This is a genomic window from Pseudoalteromonas luteoviolacea NCIMB 1942 (genome assembly GCF_001625595.1).
In the GTDB taxonomy this organism is placed as follows: domain Bacteria; phylum Pseudomonadota; class Gammaproteobacteria; order Enterobacterales; family Alteromonadaceae; genus Pseudoalteromonas; species Pseudoalteromonas luteoviolacea_A.
This window is the reverse complement of record NZ_AUXT01000001.1, coordinates 86,009-106,044: the sequence shown is the minus strand read 5'-3', so window position 1 is coordinate 106,044 and position 20,036 is coordinate 86,009. Positions and strand designations below refer to the sequence as shown.

12 protein-coding genes and 1 pseudogene are annotated in these 20,036 nt (G+C 41.5%); 8 read left to right on the top strand and 5 right to left on the bottom strand.

Translation table 11 applies throughout. From position 1 onward, the window contains the following. Positions 1–182 precede the first annotated feature (182 nt). Positions 183–3,023, bottom strand: coding sequence for a TonB-dependent receptor domain-containing protein (locus N482_RS00410; protein WP_063375216.1), 2,841 nt, complete (start codon positions 3,021–3,023; stop codon positions 183–185). 796 nt (positions 3,024–3,819) lie between these two features. After that, entirely contained in the window at positions 3,820–6,627 is a 2,808-nt protein-coding gene (locus N482_RS00405) for a TonB-dependent receptor (protein ID WP_063375215.1), read from the bottom strand. 676 nt (positions 6,628–7,303) lie between these two features. Here N482_RS00405 and N482_RS24635 point away from each other — a divergent pair. Next, positions 7,304–7,607 (top strand): annotated as a pseudogene (locus N482_RS24635) (IS4 family transposase); the annotation flags it as partial. A 47-nt stretch (positions 7,608–7,654) separates the two neighbouring features. Here the strand turns inward: N482_RS24635 and N482_RS00395 are convergent. Together N482_RS00395 and N482_RS00390 are read right to left on the bottom strand one after the other, a co-directional pair. Next, complete coding sequence (locus N482_RS00395; RefSeq protein WP_063375213.1) at positions 7,655–10,324, bottom strand: TonB-dependent receptor plug domain-containing protein; 2,670 nt, start codon at positions 10,322–10,324, stop codon at positions 7,655–7,657. A gap of 492 nt (positions 10,325–10,816) precedes the next feature. Continuing rightward, on the bottom strand, positions 10,817–13,189 hold the full coding sequence (locus N482_RS00390; RefSeq protein WP_231100753.1) for a DNA polymerase II: 2,373 nt from the start codon (positions 13,187–13,189) through the stop codon (positions 10,817–10,819). Positions 13,190–13,212: 23 nt separating this feature from the next. On the opposite strand from N482_RS00390, the gene dinG reads away from it, so the two are divergent. The 7 genes from dinG (at position 13,213) to N482_RS00360 (ending at position 19,043) form a co-directional block, all read left to right on the top strand. Beyond that, entirely contained in the window at positions 13,213–15,282 is a 2,070-nt protein-coding gene (gene dinG, locus N482_RS00385; RefSeq protein WP_063375212.1) for an ATP-dependent DNA helicase DinG, read from the top strand. Between the two features lie 3 nt (positions 15,283–15,285). Further along, the gene (locus N482_RS00380) at positions 15,286–16,065 is read left to right on the top strand and encodes a sulfite exporter TauE/SafE family protein (protein ID WP_063375211.1); all 780 of its coding nucleotides are present in this window, start codon (positions 15,286–15,288) and stop codon (positions 16,063–16,065) included. After that, positions 16,062–16,661, top strand: a complete 600-nt coding sequence (locus N482_RS00375; RefSeq protein ID WP_063375210.1) for a primosomal replication protein — start codon at positions 16,062–16,064, stop codon at positions 16,659–16,661. The genes N482_RS00380 and N482_RS00375 overlap by 4 nt, the downstream gene beginning before the upstream one ends. 1 nt (position 16,662) lies before the next feature. Beyond that, on the top strand, positions 16,663–17,565 hold the full coding sequence (locus N482_RS00370) for a histone deacetylase (RefSeq protein ID WP_063375209.1): 903 nt from the start codon (positions 16,663–16,665) through the stop codon (positions 17,563–17,565). Positions 17,566–17,680: 115 nt separating this feature from the next. Beyond that, positions 17,681–17,956: a late competence development ComFB family protein gene (locus N482_RS00365; RefSeq protein ID WP_063375208.1), complete on the top strand. Its 276-nt coding sequence runs from the start codon at positions 17,681–17,683 to the stop codon at positions 17,954–17,956. Continuing rightward, a complete protein-coding gene (gene rsmS, locus N482_RS23940; RefSeq protein WP_081227595.1) occupies positions 17,949–18,119 on the top strand; it encodes a pleiotropic regulatory protein RsmS in 171 nt (56 codons plus the stop codon). Before N482_RS00365 ends, rsmS begins: the two co-directional genes overlap by 8 nt. 129 nt (positions 18,120–18,248) lie before the next feature. After that, complete coding sequence (locus tag N482_RS00360) at positions 18,249–19,043, top strand: NPP1 family protein (protein ID WP_063375207.1); 795 nt, start codon at positions 18,249–18,251, stop codon at positions 19,041–19,043. Positions 19,044–19,079: 36 nt separating this feature from the next. Here the strand turns inward: N482_RS00360 and N482_RS00355 are convergent, their stop codons facing one another. Beyond that, positions 19,080–19,538: a hypothetical protein gene (locus tag N482_RS00355; protein WP_063375206.1), complete on the bottom strand. Its 459-nt coding sequence runs from the start codon at positions 19,536–19,538 to the stop codon at positions 19,080–19,082. Between the last annotated feature and the right edge of the window lie 498 nt (positions 19,539–20,036).

Genomic DNA, 20,036 nt, shown 5'->3' with positions numbered 1-20,036 from the left:
TTTAATGGCTGGATTAATTGCCTATACCTTTCAGGCTAAAAAGCCGAGTATAAAAGTAACTCGGCTTTAATTCTTAGGTTAATTAACCAAAAAAACTATTTGTAAAGCCATCTATGTTGTTTTTAAAGCATAAAAAAACCGGTCATAGACCGGTTTAAAATTTTCTAAAGACTTATTTGCTATTAGAACTTAGTTTCAAAGTTCAAGAAGTATGCACGGCCTTGTACGTCATACGCACGAGTATTCGTGTTAATGCCAGTTGAACCATACTTCGAACCTTGAGATAAAATTGCTGGCTGCTTGTCAAACGCATTGTTGATACCAAAGATTAACTTCGTATCGTTGGTTAAGTTGTAACCTGCTGAAATATCGTGATAAGTTACAGAACCAATCTCATTACCCCATGGAATAGCGCTTTCTGTGTTTAAGTTATCAACCACTGAATCCCAGTGACGCAGCTTCCAACGTACATTTAAATCATCAAGTGCATACGTTAGGTTGATGTTTGCCTTAATTTTTGGCGTTTCAACTTCACCTAATGTAATGTTTTCTTGACCAGTAACTTGGCTAGTAGAAACAAACTCATCTGTGTAAGTTGCGATTAGCTGAGCACCAAATGTACCGTAGTCAGTGTCTACGCGGTAATCGATATCGATATCATAACCTGAAGTGTTGATACGGTCTTCGTTAGAAGAACCAGTGTTAACGTCTGTTAAAGCACCTCTTACACTACGGATATATGCACCGTTACAACCAACTGCCATATTTGGATCATCGTAACAACGCTCGATAACTGTACGACGTAGGATTGTAGTAATTGCATCTTCGATTTCAATATCAAAGTAATCTAATGTTATTGATAGTTCATCAGAAACCTGCCATACAGCACCCAAGCTGAATGTCTCTGCAGTTTCTTCTTTAACGTCTGGGTTACCACCTTGGAAACCACCAGTACTTTGTCTCTCAACCTGAGTAAGAGTGAACTCACCAGTCTGCTCTAGTCTTGCTACAACAGCGGCATCTTTTAAACAGTTTGCACGGACAGTAGCCGACTTGCTATCACTCTGGTCTAGTTTTAAGCCGTCACAAGGATCACCTGTTTGACGGAAAGTTTCACTACGGCCACCATATAAGTTCGCGATGTTCGGAGTACGTACCGCTGTTGCATATGAAGCACGAAGCATTAGCGTTTCAGTAGGACGGAACTCTGCACCAAGGTTATATGTGAATGAAGAACCAGTCACTGAGTGGTCACTTTGACGCGCAGCTACGTCAATACGTAAACTATCTAAAACAGGGAAGCTCGCTTCAGCAAATACGTCTGTTGTTGAGAAGCTGCCTTCTGTTGCTTCAGCTTTGTTTGTAGAAGATGCACCAGTTTGAGCCAAGTCACCTGGTTGAGCAACACCACTTTCGTAACGGTATTCTGCACCACCTGCAATTCCAACGTTACCACCAGATAGTTCTAGAGGTAATTCACCAGAAAGTACAGCAGAGAATACAGATTGTTCTACTTTACCATACACTTTTGCAGGAGAACGAACATAGTCAACCGCAGCCTGAGAGATTGGAGTTTGACCAAGGCCATCACTGAATAGGTTCAGTGGAACACAACCTTGCATACGTGCCAATTCATTCTTACAACGAAGTCCACCTTCAAACTCTTCAACATCTAGAGCAAATGCAGCACGCTCTACGTTAACTTGACCACCGTTTTGTTGAGTTTGCGTTGTTTGACCGTATGTAGCATACGTGCTAAGCATCCAGTTGCCATCGATATCCCAGTCAAAACCTACAGCAGCACGTACAGTATCGCGCTCTAAGCTTGTGTCACGTGGACCGAATTCGATCATACGACGTACAAAGTCAGTAGTTTGGTTTAAATCTGTAACACCTAAATTTTTCAGGTTCGTGCGCAGTAATTCAGGAATTAGTGGAGAATCAATGCTCATACCACCTTGGCCACCTTTATCGTTGAGCCAGATAGCATCGTTTACTTTTACTGCTGTAGGTTCAATCGTAGAACCGTTAGTAGCAGCATTATTCCACTGGAATTCTGTAAACATAGTTACGTCGTCTGACACTTCTAGGTTTAAGCTACCAGATACATATTTACGCTCAATTGGTGTGATAAGCTGACGGAACTGGGCACGGTTAAAGCGGTTGTTTGTACGGTCGTTAAGTGCACCTTCGAAAGCAGTACCGTCACCATTAAATGAATGCGCTTTACCTTCTGCATCATTGAATGTGATACGACCTTGTGGAGGGTAACTTGAACCCAAGTAGATGATACCGTCATTAGTTGCAAATGCGTCGAAGCTTGAGAAGTCACGATCTACCGATTTAATACCTTTATCAGTATCATAACCCATTGAAATCCATGCGTTACCTGTATCCCAAGTATTACCAGCAGTGATGTTCACGCTGTGCTTTTCACGGTCACCTTCTGAGCTAATACCTGTTTGGCCTGATAATTCAACGCCTTCAATATCGTCACGTAGAATGATGTTTACAACACCTGCTACAGCATCAGAACCATATACAGCTGATGATGCACTCTTAAGAATATCGATTCGCTCGATCAATTTTGCAGGGATCGCGTTTAAGTCAACACCATAACCCGCAGAAGGAATAGTACCAGATACGAAACGACGACCGTTTACAAGTACTAGGGTACGTGCTTCACCCAAGCCACGAAGCTCAGTCGTATTCAAACCTACAGTAGTAGTTGTGAATGCAGAAGTAGATTGGTCAGAACCTGTTAGTGCAACAGGAGACTTTGAAAGAATGTCTTGAATGTTCAAAGTACCAGTTTCGCCAATTTCTGCTTTACCAATTGTTGTAATTGGCACTGACGTTTCAAGGTCTGTTCTTTTGATACGTGAACCAGTTACTTCGATGCGCTCAACTTTATCTGCGCCTTCTTCGCCTGCTGCCATAACTTGACCAGCAAAAGTCGCTGACGATGCAGCACCAAATGCGATCGCAAGGCGAACCGCTTTTGAAACTCTATTGTTTAACATTATTTGTTTTCTCCCTGGAGCTTTTTGCAAAGCTTTTATTTTATTTTTTACTTCAATATAAGGTTAAGCACGTTGCTTTTATGTGTACCCTATATGAAACAACGCGGGTATAGTAACCACAAAGTAAATACCCATGCAAGCTTGTGAAATACAGTTGAAACAAACGAAAATTGCATTTTTCGCAATTAAATGCTGAACAAAATTAATACAGAAAAACAAACGCTTATGTTAATTCGCGGCATTATATAATCGAGCAACATAGTTATTATTAGACCAGTATTGGACTAGCCGAACTCTAATTCCCACTTGTAATGCATAGCGGCATAGGCCGTTCCAGAAACAAAGACAAATCCTTTACAAAACAACAATTAATAACTTTAACTTTTTATATAGCCCAAGCCTTAAAATTCGCTTACTACTCAATGAAGAAGGCTATATTTGAAAAGCAGCGTGATGAGGAATGAGTAGATAAGCTGCGTTAATTACAATAGAAAAGGCGACTTAGAAAACAAGCCAACCAATCACACAAACAAAACACTATATACAAATTGGAAACAAAAGAATCAAATAAAGAGAAATAAAACAAAGAAAAAAAAACCCCGCTATCGCGGGGTTTTTGAGCAGTCTTTAATTAATAAAGTATGCTGTGTAACAGTGACTAACGTTAACGTACAAATGTTAGGGGCTGTACTTACATACTCATAAAGAATTTCGAATTTTTATTACCTACAACTCAAAATCTGACTCATAAAACCAAGCTTTGAGTACTTTTTCAAAGCTTGGCCCTTAAGCTAGATTAGAATGTGTAATCAGCTTGTAAGTAGAATGAGCGACCGTATGCATCTGCGTAACGTGGGTCATAACCAACTTGGTGGCCTGCCGCAGCATTAAGAGTGAACGGAGGCTCTTTATCAAATAAGTTCTTGATACCGAAACCGATGTTCGCGTTATCACCCCAAGCGTATGCTAGACGATAATCAAAAGTCATGTAAACAGGAACATGCTTCTGGATTACGCTACCATCAACCGCGCTGTTCCAGTCATCAGCTTGAGCAACATAGAAGCTTGTGCTTGCTGGTGCGTCAGTATAACCACTACGTGCTTTGATATTGAAGCTGTGAGTGAAGTCGCCGTGTGTGAAAGTGTTGTTGAAGTTTACGATGTTACGGAAAGTAACTTCTTCATCAGTACCAACTTGACCTAGACTTGTATCCCAGATGTTGTCGCTACCTACACGCAGGCTTTCGCTTTCAATCATGTAAGTACCCATTAACTGAGACTTAAGCGTACCGAAAGAGAATTCAGTTGTGAAATCAAAGTGCCAATCGATACCAGAGTTTCTTGATTCACCAACGTTATCAGCAGCCTGAATGATTGCTACAACAGTATCGCCTGTACCTGGATCAACCTTTGTAGTGAACCACTCAGCATAAGTTACTGGGTCGCCGAAAATCTGGTTTTGCGTCAAGCGAGTAACCTGGTTTTCCATTTTCACGTTCCAGTAATCCATACCGAAACTAGTACCTTGGTCACCAGACCATACGAAACCGTAAGTATATTGCTTAGAAGTTTCAGGCTGAAGATCCGCGTTACCTTCACGGTATACATCATATTGAAGCTTGTCTGTATAACAGAATTGTGCGATCTCTTGTCTCAAGCCTTCAGGACACTCGTAAGCTGATGCAGTTACACCAAACTCTAAACGAGGCGCAGCGATTTGACGCATTGTTGCAGCCTTAAAACCAGTACCGTATGAAGCACGTAGTAATAGCTCATCAGTTGGACGGTATGAAACACTTAGCTTATAAGTTGTGTCGTCTACGCTTTGGTTTACTGTTTGGTTATCAGTACGCTTCGAATCAGTGATTTCACCAATTTCGTCGTAACGTAGTGAACCTGTTACTTCTAAATTCTCAAGTACTGGGACCACTACTTCAACGAATGCACCGTAGCTGTCACGCTCTAAGTCAAACTCAGTACCAGCTGATTCAAAAAGAACAACTTCGTCGTTTTGACCTTTACCGTTCGTTAGTGAGTAGCTTGATTTACGGTAATCCCAACCAGCAGCCATGTACACAGTACCAGCATCAAGCTCAGCGATTGGACCAGATACTTTACCATCCACAGCGAATAAGTCTGTATCTATTGTTTCCCAGTTACCGTTAAACATCGTCGCTCTAACAGCGTCGTTCTGCTCAGGCGTCAAACTTGCTGGATCAGCGAAGATATCAACTTCACCAGAAGTTACAAGCGCCATAAATTCTTCTTCAAGTGGGTAACCCGTGATACGGTTTTGCTCACGCTCAGCACCTGAACTTGTGATTGCGAAGTCATAGTTCCACTCGCCAAAGTCGCCACGTACACCTGCTACGATATGATTAGTTGTTGTGCTCCACTCATCAGTACGGTTACCGCCTGGAAGTACACGCCAACGAGCTGCTACTTTAGTCATATCAGCTTTAACATTGTCAGGCAAATACTTAGTAACATTGTCTTGTACTAGTGCTGAATCAGCATCAAGTGAGAAAGTACCTGTTGGGTAAGGTGCAATGCGAGTTGTCATTTCAAACTTTGAAGCAGACGCTGTTACATAAGCTTCTGTTTCGTCGTTGATCGCGAATGTACCTTGTAAGAAGCCGTTTACACGCTCACTTTCTGGTTGGATTTCAAGTGTACTAGTGTAATCGAATTGACACGCATTACCAGAAGGTGCACTTGTTGCGTGACAGTCGCCGTTTGCTTCTCTGTAAGGGTTTAGAGAATAAGTAGCAGTAACGTTTTTGCCAGCGTCGTTGAGAACAAGGTTACCATCTTCATCACGTGTGTTGTAAGTAACATAAGCGTTACCTGGAATTGCGTTTGAAGAACCCGCGATAGCAATTAGGTTTTGACCTGCGTGTTCAAACTCAACGAAACCAGTTTTTGCAAAGTCACGATCAATAGAACGAAGGTTGTCTTGTTGATCGTAGCTTACGCTTGCCATGATGTTGAAACCATCAGAGCTCAAATCACCGAAACCACCTGTGAATGAGAAGTTTGAGCTAGAAGTATCTTTTGGCTTGTCGTGACGTGCTGCGATTGTGAAATCGGTAACGTCATCTTTAAGAATAAAGTTAACAACCCCCGCGATTGCGTCAGAACCGTATAGTGCTGATGCACCATCTTTTAGGATTTCAACGCGCTTGATAGCTGCAAGCGGGATTGAGTTAATGTCGATACTTGAACCCGAGTCTGAAGAAGCCATACGGCGACCGTTGATAAGCACTAGTGTGTACTCAGCGCCCAAGTCACGAAGTGAAGCAGTTTGGATACCACCACCGCCACCACCTACAGATTCACCTGCAGCAGTGAAACCCTGCATTGATGGGATGTTTGCGATAAGATCTGGTACAGATGTTACACCTGACTTTGCAATATCAGCAGCATTAATAACATCTACCGGTAAAGCACCTTCAAGGTCTGTACGTTTGATTGCAGAACCTGTGATTTCAATACGCTCTACTTCTTGCGTATCTGCTTCTTCTGCAACAGTAACAGCTGAAGCTGATACCGCACCTAAAGCCAGTGCTAGACGCACAGCCTTGGTTACTTGATTGTTTAACATTTGAATCTCCCAGGACCACATTTGTGTGGTTATAATTATTTAATTGGTGTAAACCAAATCTTTATTGTTGCGCTTGCAACAACGTGGTGCAGGAATACTAAACAATCCAAACCCGAAGCGTCAACAATTTTATTTCATATATCATTGCAAAAATAAACATAAACTAACAACAATGATTACATTGGGTACATATATAAAACATTAACCCCCTGTTTTTAATTGAGATATTTCAGATTAGCTCAAATTCTCAGAATATCCAGAATAATTACAAAACAACCCAGCCTAAAAACCAGATCAAAAAACACAACAATACGCAAAAAAACAACACACTTTATTAACAATGAGCACGCAAGAAAGAAAAGCACTTTAAAAACAATAACTTAAACACTTAACCCAGAAAGGCAAGAAGGTTGTGGTTTTGTTAATAGAGTGATTTAGATAAAATAAAGTAAACATATACACGTATAGCACGATTAAGTTTACATAATAAATACAGCGTAAACTTTTAATTGATCTTTTACCCACTTTAGAAACAAAAGCACATTTAATCGTTAAGTTAAATTTATGCAACAGTTGCATCTGGTTTATGATGAATTAATACACTTAGCGTATGAGCAGAATTAATGTGTAAGATAAAATTATTAGAGCGAAGGTGGGAGTTAGCAAATGGCATAAAAAAGAGTTGTGCGGATTGATGTTGGGGTACAACTTAGTCAGGAGGGAGGCGAGCTTAGCAGCAATATCACACAAAAAGGCACCGAACGAGATAAGCTTCAAATATGCATGTCAATTTATTGGAAGTCAGCTTAAAGTGATGGCGAATGATTTCTTCTGGCAATACACCCAAGCGTTTAGCTGCACTTAGATGGGACTTAACAGTACTCTTTAAATAAAAACGCCCTAGGTCAAGTAGACCTAGGGTCGTTAAGATGAATAAAAGTCGTTACCCTGTTAATCGCAAAGCTGCTCCTCTAAAGTGAACAGCATTGCCGTATAAATACGGGGCTTTTTTAGTTAAACTTCTTAATTAGAAACTAATGCTGTAACCTGCGAAGATCTCTCTTCCGATATGACCTGTGTTATACATAGCGTCATCTACCCACTTACCGTTCTCATCAAACAATACATCTTTGTCAAATAAATTACGTGCACCCAAAGTGAATGTACCGTAAGACTCAGTGTAGAACTTCATGTTCAGATTGTGAGTTACATATGTTGGTAAGTTACCCGTGTACACGATGTAAGGGTTATCATTTGCATCAACCTGTACAACATCATTTTCATAAGTATTTGAAATAACGTCAGTCGTCCAGTTCAATGAGAAGTTATCTAAAGAATAATTTACCGTGAATTGTGAACGCCACTCTGGTTGTTGTGGACCACCTTTCTGGTCACTCGTAGGGCCAGAGAAGTAAACATCTTCACCAACTTCTGTCAGAAGAGTCGTCACACTCTTGAACTTAAACTCACCAAAGTGTGTGTCTAGCTTGTAAGACAAATCAACATCAAAGCCTTTGCGCGACATAAATGACCCATTCGCAGACTGTGTATAAGATTTACCAGCAATAGAACCATTTGCACCACGGCTTAAGCTCACATCAGGGAACTTAGCGTAAATTTCATTTAGACGGTTACCATTTTCCAAGTGAACTAAATCTTGGATAGTAATAAGTGAAATTACATTGTCTACTTCTAGCTCAAAGTAATCAACTTTGATAGAAACGTCTTCAAAGCCAGAGTAAACAACACCTAAGTTGATATATGTAGACTCTTCTGGGCCTAGATCTGGGTTACTCTGTCTAACTTCTTTGAATGAACTCGTTGGACATTTAGCATACGCTTGAGCCACTTCCGATTGCGTTGCATTTGCACCAAGCTGATTACGACATGCAACATAGTCCGTTGTCGTTGGGCTACCTTCAGAGTCAGCACCGTATAGCTCTTTAAGCGTCGGTGCACGGAAACCTTCAGAGTATGAACCACGTACCAGTAAGTCATCCATTGGACGGTATTCGACCTTAATACTTGGATTACCAACGCTACCAAAGTCACTGTAGTCATCGTAACGATATGCTGCGCTTACAATTAGGTTATCTAGGACTGGGAGTGCTACTTCGTAAAACAACGCAGACACATCACGCTCACCGTGGCCAGAACCACCAGCATTACCGCCGATCAAGCCTGCGTCATTTTGTGCATCATACTTTGAAGATAAGATCTCTTCAAAATACTCACCACCCACATAGTGGCTGATCATACCGCCTGGCAATTCACCAAACTCAAAACCTAGGCCTGCAAAGAAGTGATCCAGTTCACTTTGGTTCTCAGCATACGTTGTTGCACGCATGTTGTTGATACCTTCCTCTGAACCCATATCAATTTCGTTTAGCTCATTGTATGCAAGACCTGCATAACTTAGGTAATAACGACCAGCAGTGCGGTAATCTAATCTTGCTTTATGGTAAGACACTTCCCACTCAGCCGTGTCACCAGCCATACCCTTAAGACCAATTAGTAGGTCTTGTTGATAATCTGTCACTTCACCGTCACGATTACCCAGTTGGTACCAACGGAATTGACCATTTACTACGTCATTAGTTGGGTTGTGCTCGTTGTCAGCAGCCATGTTTTCCCACTCGGCTGCTGGAGGTGCGTAACGGCCAAAAGAATCGTTACGGCTAAACATACCGCGTGCATACAATTCGATGTCATCGGTTAATTCGTACGTAAGGCTCGTCATGATTGAATCACGTTTTGTAGAAGCCATGTTTGCCGATACATCAGCAAATGCATAACCACATACTTCACCTTTACCAATACCGCCTAAAGCACTACCTTGATCTAGCTTGCCAACAAACCCAGGTACATTTTTAGATAGCTCATCACACTTAGGTGAAGCTAAATAGTTACCATCTTTACCTTGAACCGTTGCACCAAAATAACTAATGCCCGTTGTTTCGTTGTAAATTGAGATTACACCGTCATTGTTTGAGTCTTCCATCGTCGCAGATGTGTATGAACGATCACGGTCGAAGATTGCACGACGCTCCTGGTGGTCATAAACAAACGTAATATTACCTTTGTCCGAGCTCACACCAAATGACATAGACATTTGTTTCGTCTCGCCACCATCAGCTTCTGGACGACCAACTTGGATATCGAATGCTGCACCTTCAAAATCTTTTTTCAGGATTACATTGATAACACCAGCAATTGCATCAGAACCATAAATTGCAGATGCACCATCTTTTAAAATCTCGATACGCTCTACTGCCGCCATTGGGATAGAGCTAAGGTTTGCACCACCTGTATTAAGTGATGGAGAACCACCCAAACGTTTACCGTCAACTAGTACAAGCGTACGGCCAGCACCGGCGCCTAGCAGGCTCACAGTGCTTTGTGACTGCCCACTACTACCTGAAGTTGGTGCAACCGAACCGAAGCTATTAGAAGTAACACTCTGTAGCGCCTCTGCTACAGATACGCGACCTTGGCTTTCAAATTCAGCTGTAGAGATAACCTCTACAGGGCTTGCGCCTTCCATATCAACACGCTTGATGCGTGAACCGGTAATTTCGATACGTTCTACTTTTTCAGCGCCTTCTTCAGCCATCGCTACATTCGCGACAGCAGCAGAAGAGACTGCACCAAATGCCAATGCAATACGCACAGCTTTAGTAACTTTAGTGTTCAACATGTGATTCTCCCTGGGCTTACTACAGTTGGTAAGCTTGAGTTTTATAAGTCTTTATATCTGGCTCTAATGGCCTGATTTGAAAATTCGCGGATGATACTAATCGGGAGGCATGTTAAGCGTCAAACCTGACATAGTTAACACTTACTAACACAAGATGAACACACAAACCCCATTATTTAATGTGTTTTATAAGTAAATAAACACTTACTTCAAAATAATGAAATAAATTAATTAATTTCACAGGCGCAAAGTTCATTATTTAGACATAAAAAACTAAAACTGAAGAAATCAACAGCTAGAAAGGTTAAAAAAAATATTTTTCCTTTTTGTCTAAGTGCCTAAAATTTATTCACTCACACTAAATTAATACATTTCCTTTGCAAAGCTGGGAGGAAGATTTACATGATGATAAACGGCATTTTGAACAATGGCTAAGTGCTGAGCAGTTAATTCGTGAATATTACAAAGCGATAAACAATCTCTTTCAGAGGTTTACAAATCCAGTGAGCGCTGTCCAGCCAAATTGATGGCATTTTCATCTATTTCGGGCAGCATTTTATATATAGGAAGTATTTGCTTCTCTATATAATGTGTGTAATCGAGATATGTCATGTTATTAAAAAACAACTTAGGACCAGTACTACTAATATAGTAAGCAACTTGGCTTCCCTTCCCCAAACCTGAAACAATGCCTTGTTGCGTTGCCTCTTTAGCAGCTCTGACATGAGGAGGAATATTCTTAACGTATGACTCCAAAGGTTTCCCCAGCCGCTTTTTATATATTAGCTTTTCATCTACCAGGCCCGAGATTATTTGATTGATAAAATCTTCCGTTACTTCCACAACATTTTTTCCATCAAACAAAGCACGTATCACCGCTTGTTGATACTCTTTGGCTATTTGAGTCCAATCGCTACGTACCGTTTCCATTCCTTTAAACACGAGCTCTTGTGAACCCGCTTTTTCTATTTGACCAACATAACGTTTCTTAGAGCCAGTTTCTTGCCCGCGAATCGTCGGCATAAAAAATGGGCTATAGTGCGTTTCAAATTCAATTTCTAAAAAACTCTCAAGTTGATATTCCTCAAAGATAAGCTTGGACCAGCGCTGATTAATATCTTGCATCAGCTTCATACCCAATTGCTTACACTCGAACTGTGAAAAATGCTCTCCAACTTGTACAAAGGTAGAATCCGTATCCCCATAAATAACCTCATAGCCCATCTCTTCTATCCAGCGTCGAGTCGTCTGCATGATTTCATGGCCGCGCATCGTAATTGAGCTTGATAACCTCGGATCATAAAATCTGCATCCTTTGGAACCCAATACTCCATATAGGCTATTCATAATGATCTTAATGGCTTGTTGCAACATCTGCTCACCCTGTTGCTTCGCTTGCTGCCTCTCATCGGCTAGTTTTGCTACCAGCTTGGGAAGATGATGTAACTCCCTAGAGAATTCCCCTTTATTAAACCCAGGGATGGCTTTGTCAGGTGCTTGTGTTCCCTCGATCAACCCCATAGGGTCAATACAAAATGAGCGGATTATAGAAGGGTAAAGGCTTTTAAAATCGAGAACGAGTACATTCTTATAGAGCCCAGGTTTTGAGTCCATTACATACCCACCTGGACTATCAAAGTTTAATCCGTGCTCACCCAAGTTTGGCGCAATGTAGCCACTGCGATGCAACAAAGGTAAATAAAGATTGGTAAATGCGGCTACAGACCCACCCATTCTCTCTAACTCAAGCCCAGTTAGTTTGGTTCGCGCGATTGCGAACTCCAATAAGGACAGCTTGCAAAATATATCCCAAACTAGCACGCAGTCTTGCAAGTTATAATTGGCCAGTGCTACTTTATCTTCGTGGAATTGGCGTACTATTTCTTCCAATCGGTCGTCTTGGCCAATCAGCTTAGCGCGACCAAGTACCTCATGAGCAATAAAACTCAATTTAAACGTTTCGAAGTGGTAGGTTGCATTTTTCATCGTGTCAATGCCATCAATGACCACGCGACCGGGGATGAGTACACGGGTAAAGTGACCACTCGAAACCAACATGGATTCACCATCTCTACCAATATTAAAGGCTACACCGAGTGCCTGCGCTCGCTCGTGAAGTACGACGCAATCGAACTCTATGACATTCCAACCAATCAGCACATCTGGGTTAAGTCGGTTTATCTCTTTGCACAAAGTATTTAATAAGGCAATTTCGTCTTCAACCCAAATGATATTCATATCACTAGATTGCGCCTCACCAATCATAATAACTAAACGTTCATCTTGTGTGACTATACCCACCGAGAATAAAATACCCTCTCCACTGCATTCTATGTCAAAAGACAACATCTTAAAGTGAGGCATAAATGTATCATTAGCTTTAAGTTTTGCATTGCGCAGTTCGATGTATCCTAACTTTTGACTTGGCTCACCGATTACCCAAACACCACCTTTTATATAGCGCTCCATCAAATAGCGATCTGCATGGCGAATATCCTCTTCATATATAGAGAGTACTTTGTCCAAAGCTTCTTTTGCACGGTAGAAACCGCTCAGGTGAGAAAAGTACACCCCAGTCATGGGCGATTGGTCAAAGTGTCTAAGCGGCAACGATGACATGTCATATTCACCTTCAAGGAGCTCTAATATTTGCTTTGCCTTTTCAACATCTGCCGTTTTAATAAAAAAGACACACCGCTCATTGTCAACAAACGCCTTGATAACCCCCCGATCTGTTTTCAACCAATAACATAAACGCAACCGTCCTCGATGGGACACTTGCTGCCTTGATAAAATAAAGCCCTGATATACTGCTTGTGCCAAATGTGAACCCCGCCTAAAATACACTCCTGTAATTATATCCATACTTTTTTGCTTAGGCGATCCACATGTTGTCAGACTCATTGAAAAAAACCGTACGTCATGCCCATCAGAACATCGCCAATCAATTGGAAGACTATCGCCCTCGTAGCAGTCAAAACTACCTGGTTGCAGAAATCGCCAAAACCCTTGCTGGTGAATATCACAAATCTCAGCGTATTTGTGTTATTGAAGCTGGCACAGGTACAGGTAAATCATTAGCATACTGCCTTGGCGCGCTTCCTTTGGCCCTCGCAAAAAAGAAAAAACTCGTTATCTCCACTGCCACGGTAGCATTGCAAGAGCAGCTTATAGAAAAAGAGCTACCTTTCTTTAAAGAACATAGCGGGATCGACTTCAAATTTGATTTAGTAAAAGGCAGACAAAGATACATCTGTGTACAAAAGCTGATGGCTGCTGTCAATGAAGATGAAACACAAATCTCTTTGGTGCCAACCACCACTTCTCCACTAACGGATATGGAGCAGAAATGCTTAAGAGAGCTTGCTCATGCCTACCAAAACAAGCAGTGGGCAGGAGATAGAGATAGCTGGGAAGACACTATCCCTGACAAAGTGTGGAACTTAATTGCCTGCGACAAACACGCATGCCAAAGGCAAATGAAATCTCACCACTTATGTCCATTTCATTTAGCACGGCAAAAGATTCAACAAATGGACGTCTTAGTCATTAACCATGCTTTGTTGCTCGCAGATTTAGAGTTAGGCGGCGGAACTATCTTGCCTGAGCCAGAAGAAACGTTTTATGTCGTAGATGAAGCGCATCACTTGCCACACATTACGCGCGATTTTTCTTCTGCTGCCGCAACAATAAAAGGTACAATTGAGTGGCTTGAGAAACTGCTTAAGTTCAGCGGCAGAATGGCTAGCGCCATTGTCTCTCAAAAAGCCATTGGACAAAACTTTAAACTCAATGATGCGGCCAATGACGTCAGCAAGCTATTAAAATCCGTGCGTGATAGTTTAGACCAATCTGACTTTAAATATAACGACGATGACACCTATCGATTCATTCACGGAGAAGTGCCTGAGTCACTGACAACACAAGCCAAAGATATTGCAGATGCGACTTTAGACGCATTGAGAGCACTGAATAAAATGCATGATGCATTAACAACTGACGTATCAGATGGAGATGTACAGGCCTTTTTAGCAGACCCATTTCTTGTTGAAAGCGGTCAATACATTAATCGCTTAGAGCAACTGAATAAATTGTGGTTTAGCTATGCGGCTAAGGGTGAAAGCACCCCCCATGCACGTTGGATAAAGCGAATGGAATACAAGCACCACCATGATCACTTGCTTTGTGACTGCCCCATTGAGGTTGGGTTTTATCTCAAAGATAAACTTTGGCGAGAATGCGCAGGCGCAGTGCTGTGTTCTGCCACACTGACAGCCCTCGGTAGCTTCGACCACTTTTCTAAGGAAAGTGGTTTAGCCAGTGAGCCAGGTGTAAAATTTATCAAAGCGGACTCCCCGTTTGATTACGACAAACAGGCAATCTTACATATTCCAAAAACAAAAGTAGAGCCAACTGACAAAACCTTTAGTGATTTTCTTGCTGACGCCTTGCCAACTTATCTTGATAAAAATAAAGCAAACTTAGTGCTATTTGCATCTTATTGGCAAATGAGCCACGTTGTCACGGCGCTAAGGAAGAAAAAGCTCAGTATTTTGGTTCAAGGAGAAATGTCCCGAGAAGCCTTACTCAATCGTCACAAAGCCGCGATAGATTTAGGGGCAGGTAGCATTTTATTTGGAACTCAAAGTCTTTCGGAAGGACTTGACCTACCGGGAAAATATCTAGAAAACTTGGTGGTCACCAAAATCCCCTTTGCCGTTCCTACCTCTCCTGTCGAGGAGGCACAAGCTGAATTTATTCAATCAAAAGGCGGAAATCCATTTTTATCTATCACGGTGCCGGATGCAGCAAAGAAATTAGTGCAAAGCTGTGGTAGACTGCTGCGTAAAGAAACTGACTCTGGTCGCATCACGATACTTGATAGGCGTCTGATAACAAAACGTTACGGTAAAGCCATGCTTGAAACGCTGCCACCCTTTGCAAGGCAAATAGACTGATAAATGCTTGAACTCGCTTTTGATCCTCTTACTTGGGCACTTTTATGTGCAGTCGCTTTGGCGGCTGGCTTTATTGATGCTGTCGCAGGTGGCGGTGGAATGTTGACCGTACCAGCCTTACTAACTGCTGGACTGCCTCCCCATCTAACTTTAGGCACCAATAAACTAGCGGCAAGCTTTGGCTCATTAACCGCGAGCTTTACCTATTATAAAAAGCAACTATTTAACCCTCGGTTTTGGGCCGCATCGACTTTAGCAACAGCCATCGGTGCGCTCTTGGGTACTTTGCTCGTAGACAAGCTGAGTATCGAATTTCTAAACAAGTTACTGCCCGTTATCATTATTATGGTGGCGCTGTATAGCTTATTTGGTAGCTTAAGTAAAACGGAACAGCACACCCTGCCTGAGAAGACCAGAATGCTCAAGGTAAAACAGTGGTTACAAGGTCTCTCATTAGGCTTTTTTGATGGATTAGCAGGCCCTGGTACCGGGACTTTTTGGACGGCCTCCAATAGCTTGCTCTACAAAATGAGTTTGCTGCTCAATTGCGGTTTAGCGCGTTCCATGAACTTTATCTCAAACTTCATTTCACTCATTACTTTTGTTGCACTTGGTCATGTGAACTTTTTGCTAGGTATCACGATGGGTGCCTTTTTAATGTTGGGGGCTTGGATCGGCGCACATTCAGCGATAAAGTTTGGTAATAAGCTAATTAAACCCATATTTAACACTGTGGTAATTCTTTTAGCAGGCAAACTCATTTTTGAGGCATATGTTGTATGAATCAAGCTTTTCTCAAGCTCAAAAGTAAGCTCGAACAGTTAGCAACGCAAGCGACACAGTTTGATAATGCTAAATGGTTTGACAAAAATCGCTATATTCAAAATCAACCTAGCTTGTTCGACAGTCACCTGTTCCATACCAAAAGTTTACTGTTAGCTGATTATGTGGAAGAAATACAAACGGCATTAAAAAATTTACCGCCTGAACAAAACCGCCATGCTTACCTATTTGCTGTTGAGCAAGTTGGGGAGCAGATGCAAGCTGTAATAAAAGTGCTTAAATCAACCCCTGTTTGGGCAAAAGAGAACAAGCTTAATATACCTAAAAAAGCCAAGGTTTATCGTAAAGCCGTACAGCGCATCATGCAATCCTCCCACGAGTTGTATCAAGAACTTTCGCAAAATCATGAGTTCGAAAGACGTTTGCAAGAAATGATCGATATTCGTAAAGGCCAATTAGATGGCGCGAATGCAGAAAAAAATGCGCAATTAAATACCGAAATACTCGCTCTGCACACTCGATTAGGTCGCTGCCGTAAGGCTATTTCAGCAACAGAGGAAAAGATCCAGCTTTTGGAAAAACAAAGCAACCGGTAGTATGTTGTATTACAACCCTATCTATAGTGATCTTGAGCTCCCAGAACGACATCGCTTTCCTATCTTGAAATACGCCGAGCTCAAAAAGCAGCTCGATGATATAGGGTTAGCTGAACATATTTTCGTCAGCCGCAAAAAAGCCACATTTGCGCAGCTTAGTTTATGTCACCACCCTGATTACGTAGCATCATTTTGCCAAGGTAAAATGCCGACATCGGACATTAAGCGTATGGGTTTTCCTTGGTCCGAAAACCTCGTTGAGCGTACCTTGATCTCAGTTGGCGCAAGTATCCACGCCGCCCACCTAGCACTTGAACAAGGCTTTGCCGCAAATTTGTCTGGCGGTTACCACCATGCATATGCGGATAAAGCAACCGGTTTTTGTATCTTTAACGATTTAGCCATAGCAGCTTGCGACTTGATTGAGACTGGAAAAGCAGAAACCGTGTTGATCCTCGATTGTGATGTGCATCAAGGTGATGGTACCGCAGCCATCTTAAGAGAACGCTCGGATATTATTACCTGTTCAATTCATTGTGAACAAAATTTTCCTAGATTAAAAGAGCTGTCTGATTATGATTTCGCTTTACCCAGAGATACCCAAGACGAACAGTACATAGATACTTTAGAGCAAGCGCTATCACTGTGTACCCGCTTGCACAATCCAGACATCATCCTTTACAACGCAGGCGCTGATATATTCGCGTTAGATGAGCTGGGGAATTTCGCAATTTCTCTAGAAGGAGTCATTCGTAGAGAGGAGCTTATTCTCAGCTATTGTCATCAGCAACGTATTCCTTTGATGTGCGCACTTGGGGGCGGATATCAAAGAAATTTGCACTGCTTAGTTAATGTCCACGAGCAGCTATTTCAAGCATTATTGCGCTCAAATTTTTTAAAATAGCTTAACCCACAAACTTGCTCTCTTTACCGTACTGTCGAGATTTTGCTTTTATTGTAAGTCGCACACCTAGACTTTATGTTGTAAACTTAAAAGACCCACTGTTAGAGATAACGCCATGAAACTACATGATGATTTGCATAACTACTATGAGAAAGTTATGCTCGAAAAAATTGTAGAGCGAAAGTTACATGAAATGTACGACGAAAATGTAATGGCTGATTTTTGCTGTACAGTCCTAAACCAACTTCCGGCTCGATATATTCGCTATGATGTGGATATGGAATTTTATTTGCCACAATCTGAACGCCAACAAATGGAAGAATGCGTCGATGTCGCCATTGAGGTCGCCATCAAGCAAGTAGCCAAAAAGAAACAATTTAGTAATGAATAAAAAGACCTCCCCTCTAGATGATGCACCGCAACATGTTAAGCTAGCGGTAGACTTGATTATGTTACTTGAACAAAATGAAGTTGCCCCTGAAGATGTGTTACAAGCATTAGAAATCGTAAAACAAGATTTTTCAAGTAAAATACAGCTAGATCAAAAAACCTAAATTTAACATTTTAAATACAAATATGTCATAGTATTTCTCTATCGTACGCCTTTTCAGCGTGCACCAATACAATACACATTGTGAAAACATGACTGAGATGTGTATACCTTTATGACAACAAGGACAATTATGAGAAATACAAAGGCGCTTCACTGCCTAGCCTTGCCCCTTACTTTTTTAAGTACGTCAGCAGCCGCGAACGATTTTGCGGCACTTGATAAAGCACTACCTCCAAGTTATGTGATAAACGGTACTGAGCCGGTATTTGATTTTGATACCGATGGGTGTTTACCGAGTGCAGGGATAAGTCGCACAGGCGTTCAAAACTCAGGCCTTAAAACCTCAGGCTCATTGGGCGGTAGTTGCCGTGACAACCAATTTTTAAACACTTCAAATACGGTCCATCGCTACGCGTGTAAAAATGTAGAAACAGGCTTGTACTGTGCGCATTTTTACGCCATGTATTTTAAAAAAGATCAAGTTTTCCCTTATTTTGGCGCAGGCCATAGACACGACTGGGAATACGCGGCTGTGTGGACAAAAGATGGTATTGTGACACATGGCAGTTACAGCGCACATGGTGATCTTTACACCAAACCAGCCAGTAAGCTTCCTTTTGAGAATGGCCACTTAAAGATCGTCTACCACAAAGACGGTATACTCACTCACGCTTTTAGGTTTGCCAAATCTAATGAAGTCGCAGAAAACAATTACAACCGCTTTGTCACACCAAACATTATTAGTTGGTACGCGATGCAGGGTAATGGAGTAAGCAATCAAACGCTTAGAGCCAAGCTCAATCAATATGATTATGGCTCAGCGACATTGCCGGTTAAAGATAGCCGCTTTTTGTACAATCTAAATAGATTTAAACCAGCTAACTTTCCGACCTTCTCTAACGCAGACGTCACCGCTTCGCAATAACCTTAATGAGGGTCTCATTGAGACCCTCATTAGTCGTTATGCGCTATGCAGCATATATTGACCGTCAATCAAAAGCTTGTACTGAGCAAAAAATCGACTATCGGACTCTGACTCTTCAGGGCAAACAAAATAAGCAACGTCATTGCGAACTGGCTGCGCTTCAATATGCTGGCCATCTTCCCAATACAAAACAGCGTGCTTTACCAGTTCTTCAAGGTACGTATGATCCCATTGATAATGCACAAAGCCGTGATGATCAGATAAGTAAGGGGAATAATCTTGCTCACAAGATACGCTCGCTACACCATTTTTGTGATCCGCAAATGCCTTTGCATCTCGTTCTGCAGTTTGGGGATTGACAAAATATGCAACATCTCTACGTGGCGGCAGCGCCTGTGGCAAGCCAAATTTATCTCTTATGGCCGAGCACTCAACTACAATCCAAGATACAAAATGGGCACCTATTTGATGATCCCATTTTAAGGCGACAAACATTTCGATACTCCTTTCTATTAAACTTCAAATTTCAGGTGCTATGTCGTTTGTCCATAAACAAGCTCATCCATAACATATTACTTATTACCTCAATAGCAGGTATGTAATGAAACGAATTATTCATAGTTTCAGGATGATATTTCCATTTTTCTGCTCGGATTTTAATCCAGCAAATAGACCATATACAGTTAAAATTTAAGAGATCCTAGCATTTTTAACCTATATCAAGTTCGCGTCAATTTAATGTCCGATTGATGTCAGCAATATGAACTTATTTATCATCCAGCTAAAACTCTAGGCTGACGAATTAGTGACCATTTTGGCTAAAGCATCGTCCAATATTAATTTCCTAATATAGATACAGGGTTAGAAAAGGCCAAAACCTCTCTCTTTCGCGATTAATTTTTCGCCGGCAAATGATACGGTAATATTTCAAAATCTGCAAAATCGTTACAAGTTATTACTGTGATGCAAATGAACCTAGAAAAGTGTCCATTT

Bases quoted from the DNA above. Each gene is read 5' to 3' on its own strand.
- N482_RS00375 (WP_063375210.1), top strand. From the start codon at position 16,062: ATGAATCAAGCTTTTCTCAAGCTCAAAAGTAAGCTCGAACAGTTAGCA.
- N482_RS00410 (WP_063375216.1), bottom strand. From the start codon at position 3,023: ATGTTAAACAATAGAGTTTCAAAAGCGGTTCGCCTTGCGATCGCATTT.
- N482_RS00380 (WP_063375211.1), top strand. From the start codon at position 15,286: ATGCTTGAACTCGCTTTTGATCCTCTTACTTGGGCACTTTTATGTGCA.
- N482_RS00365 (WP_063375208.1), top strand. From the start codon at position 17,681: ATGAAACTACATGATGATTTGCATAACTACTATGAGAAAGTTATGCTC.
- dinG (WP_063375212.1), top strand. From the start codon at position 13,213: ATGTTGTCAGACTCATTGAAAAAAACCGTACGTCATGCCCATCAGAAC.
- rsmS (WP_081227595.1), top strand. From the start codon at position 17,949: ATGAATAAAAAGACCTCCCCTCTAGATGATGCACCGCAACATGTTAAG.
- N482_RS00370 (WP_063375209.1), top strand. From the start codon at position 16,663: ATGTTGTATTACAACCCTATCTATAGTGATCTTGAGCTCCCAGAACGA.
- N482_RS00405 (WP_063375215.1), bottom strand. From the start codon at position 6,627: ATGTTAAACAATCAAGTAACCAAGGCTGTGCGTCTAGCACTGGCTTTA.
- N482_RS00395 (WP_063375213.1), bottom strand. From the start codon at position 10,324: ATGTTGAACACTAAAGTTACTAAAGCTGTGCGTATTGCATTGGCATTT.
- N482_RS00360 (WP_063375207.1), top strand. From the start codon at position 18,249: ATGAGAAATACAAAGGCGCTTCACTGCCTAGCCTTGCCCCTTACTTTT.
- N482_RS00355 (WP_063375206.1), bottom strand. From the start codon at position 19,538: ATGTTTGTCGCCTTAAAATGGGATCATCAAATAGGTGCCCATTTTGTA.
- N482_RS00390 (WP_231100753.1), bottom strand. From the start codon at position 13,189: ATGGATATAATTACAGGAGTGTATTTTAGGCGGGGTTCACATTTGGCA.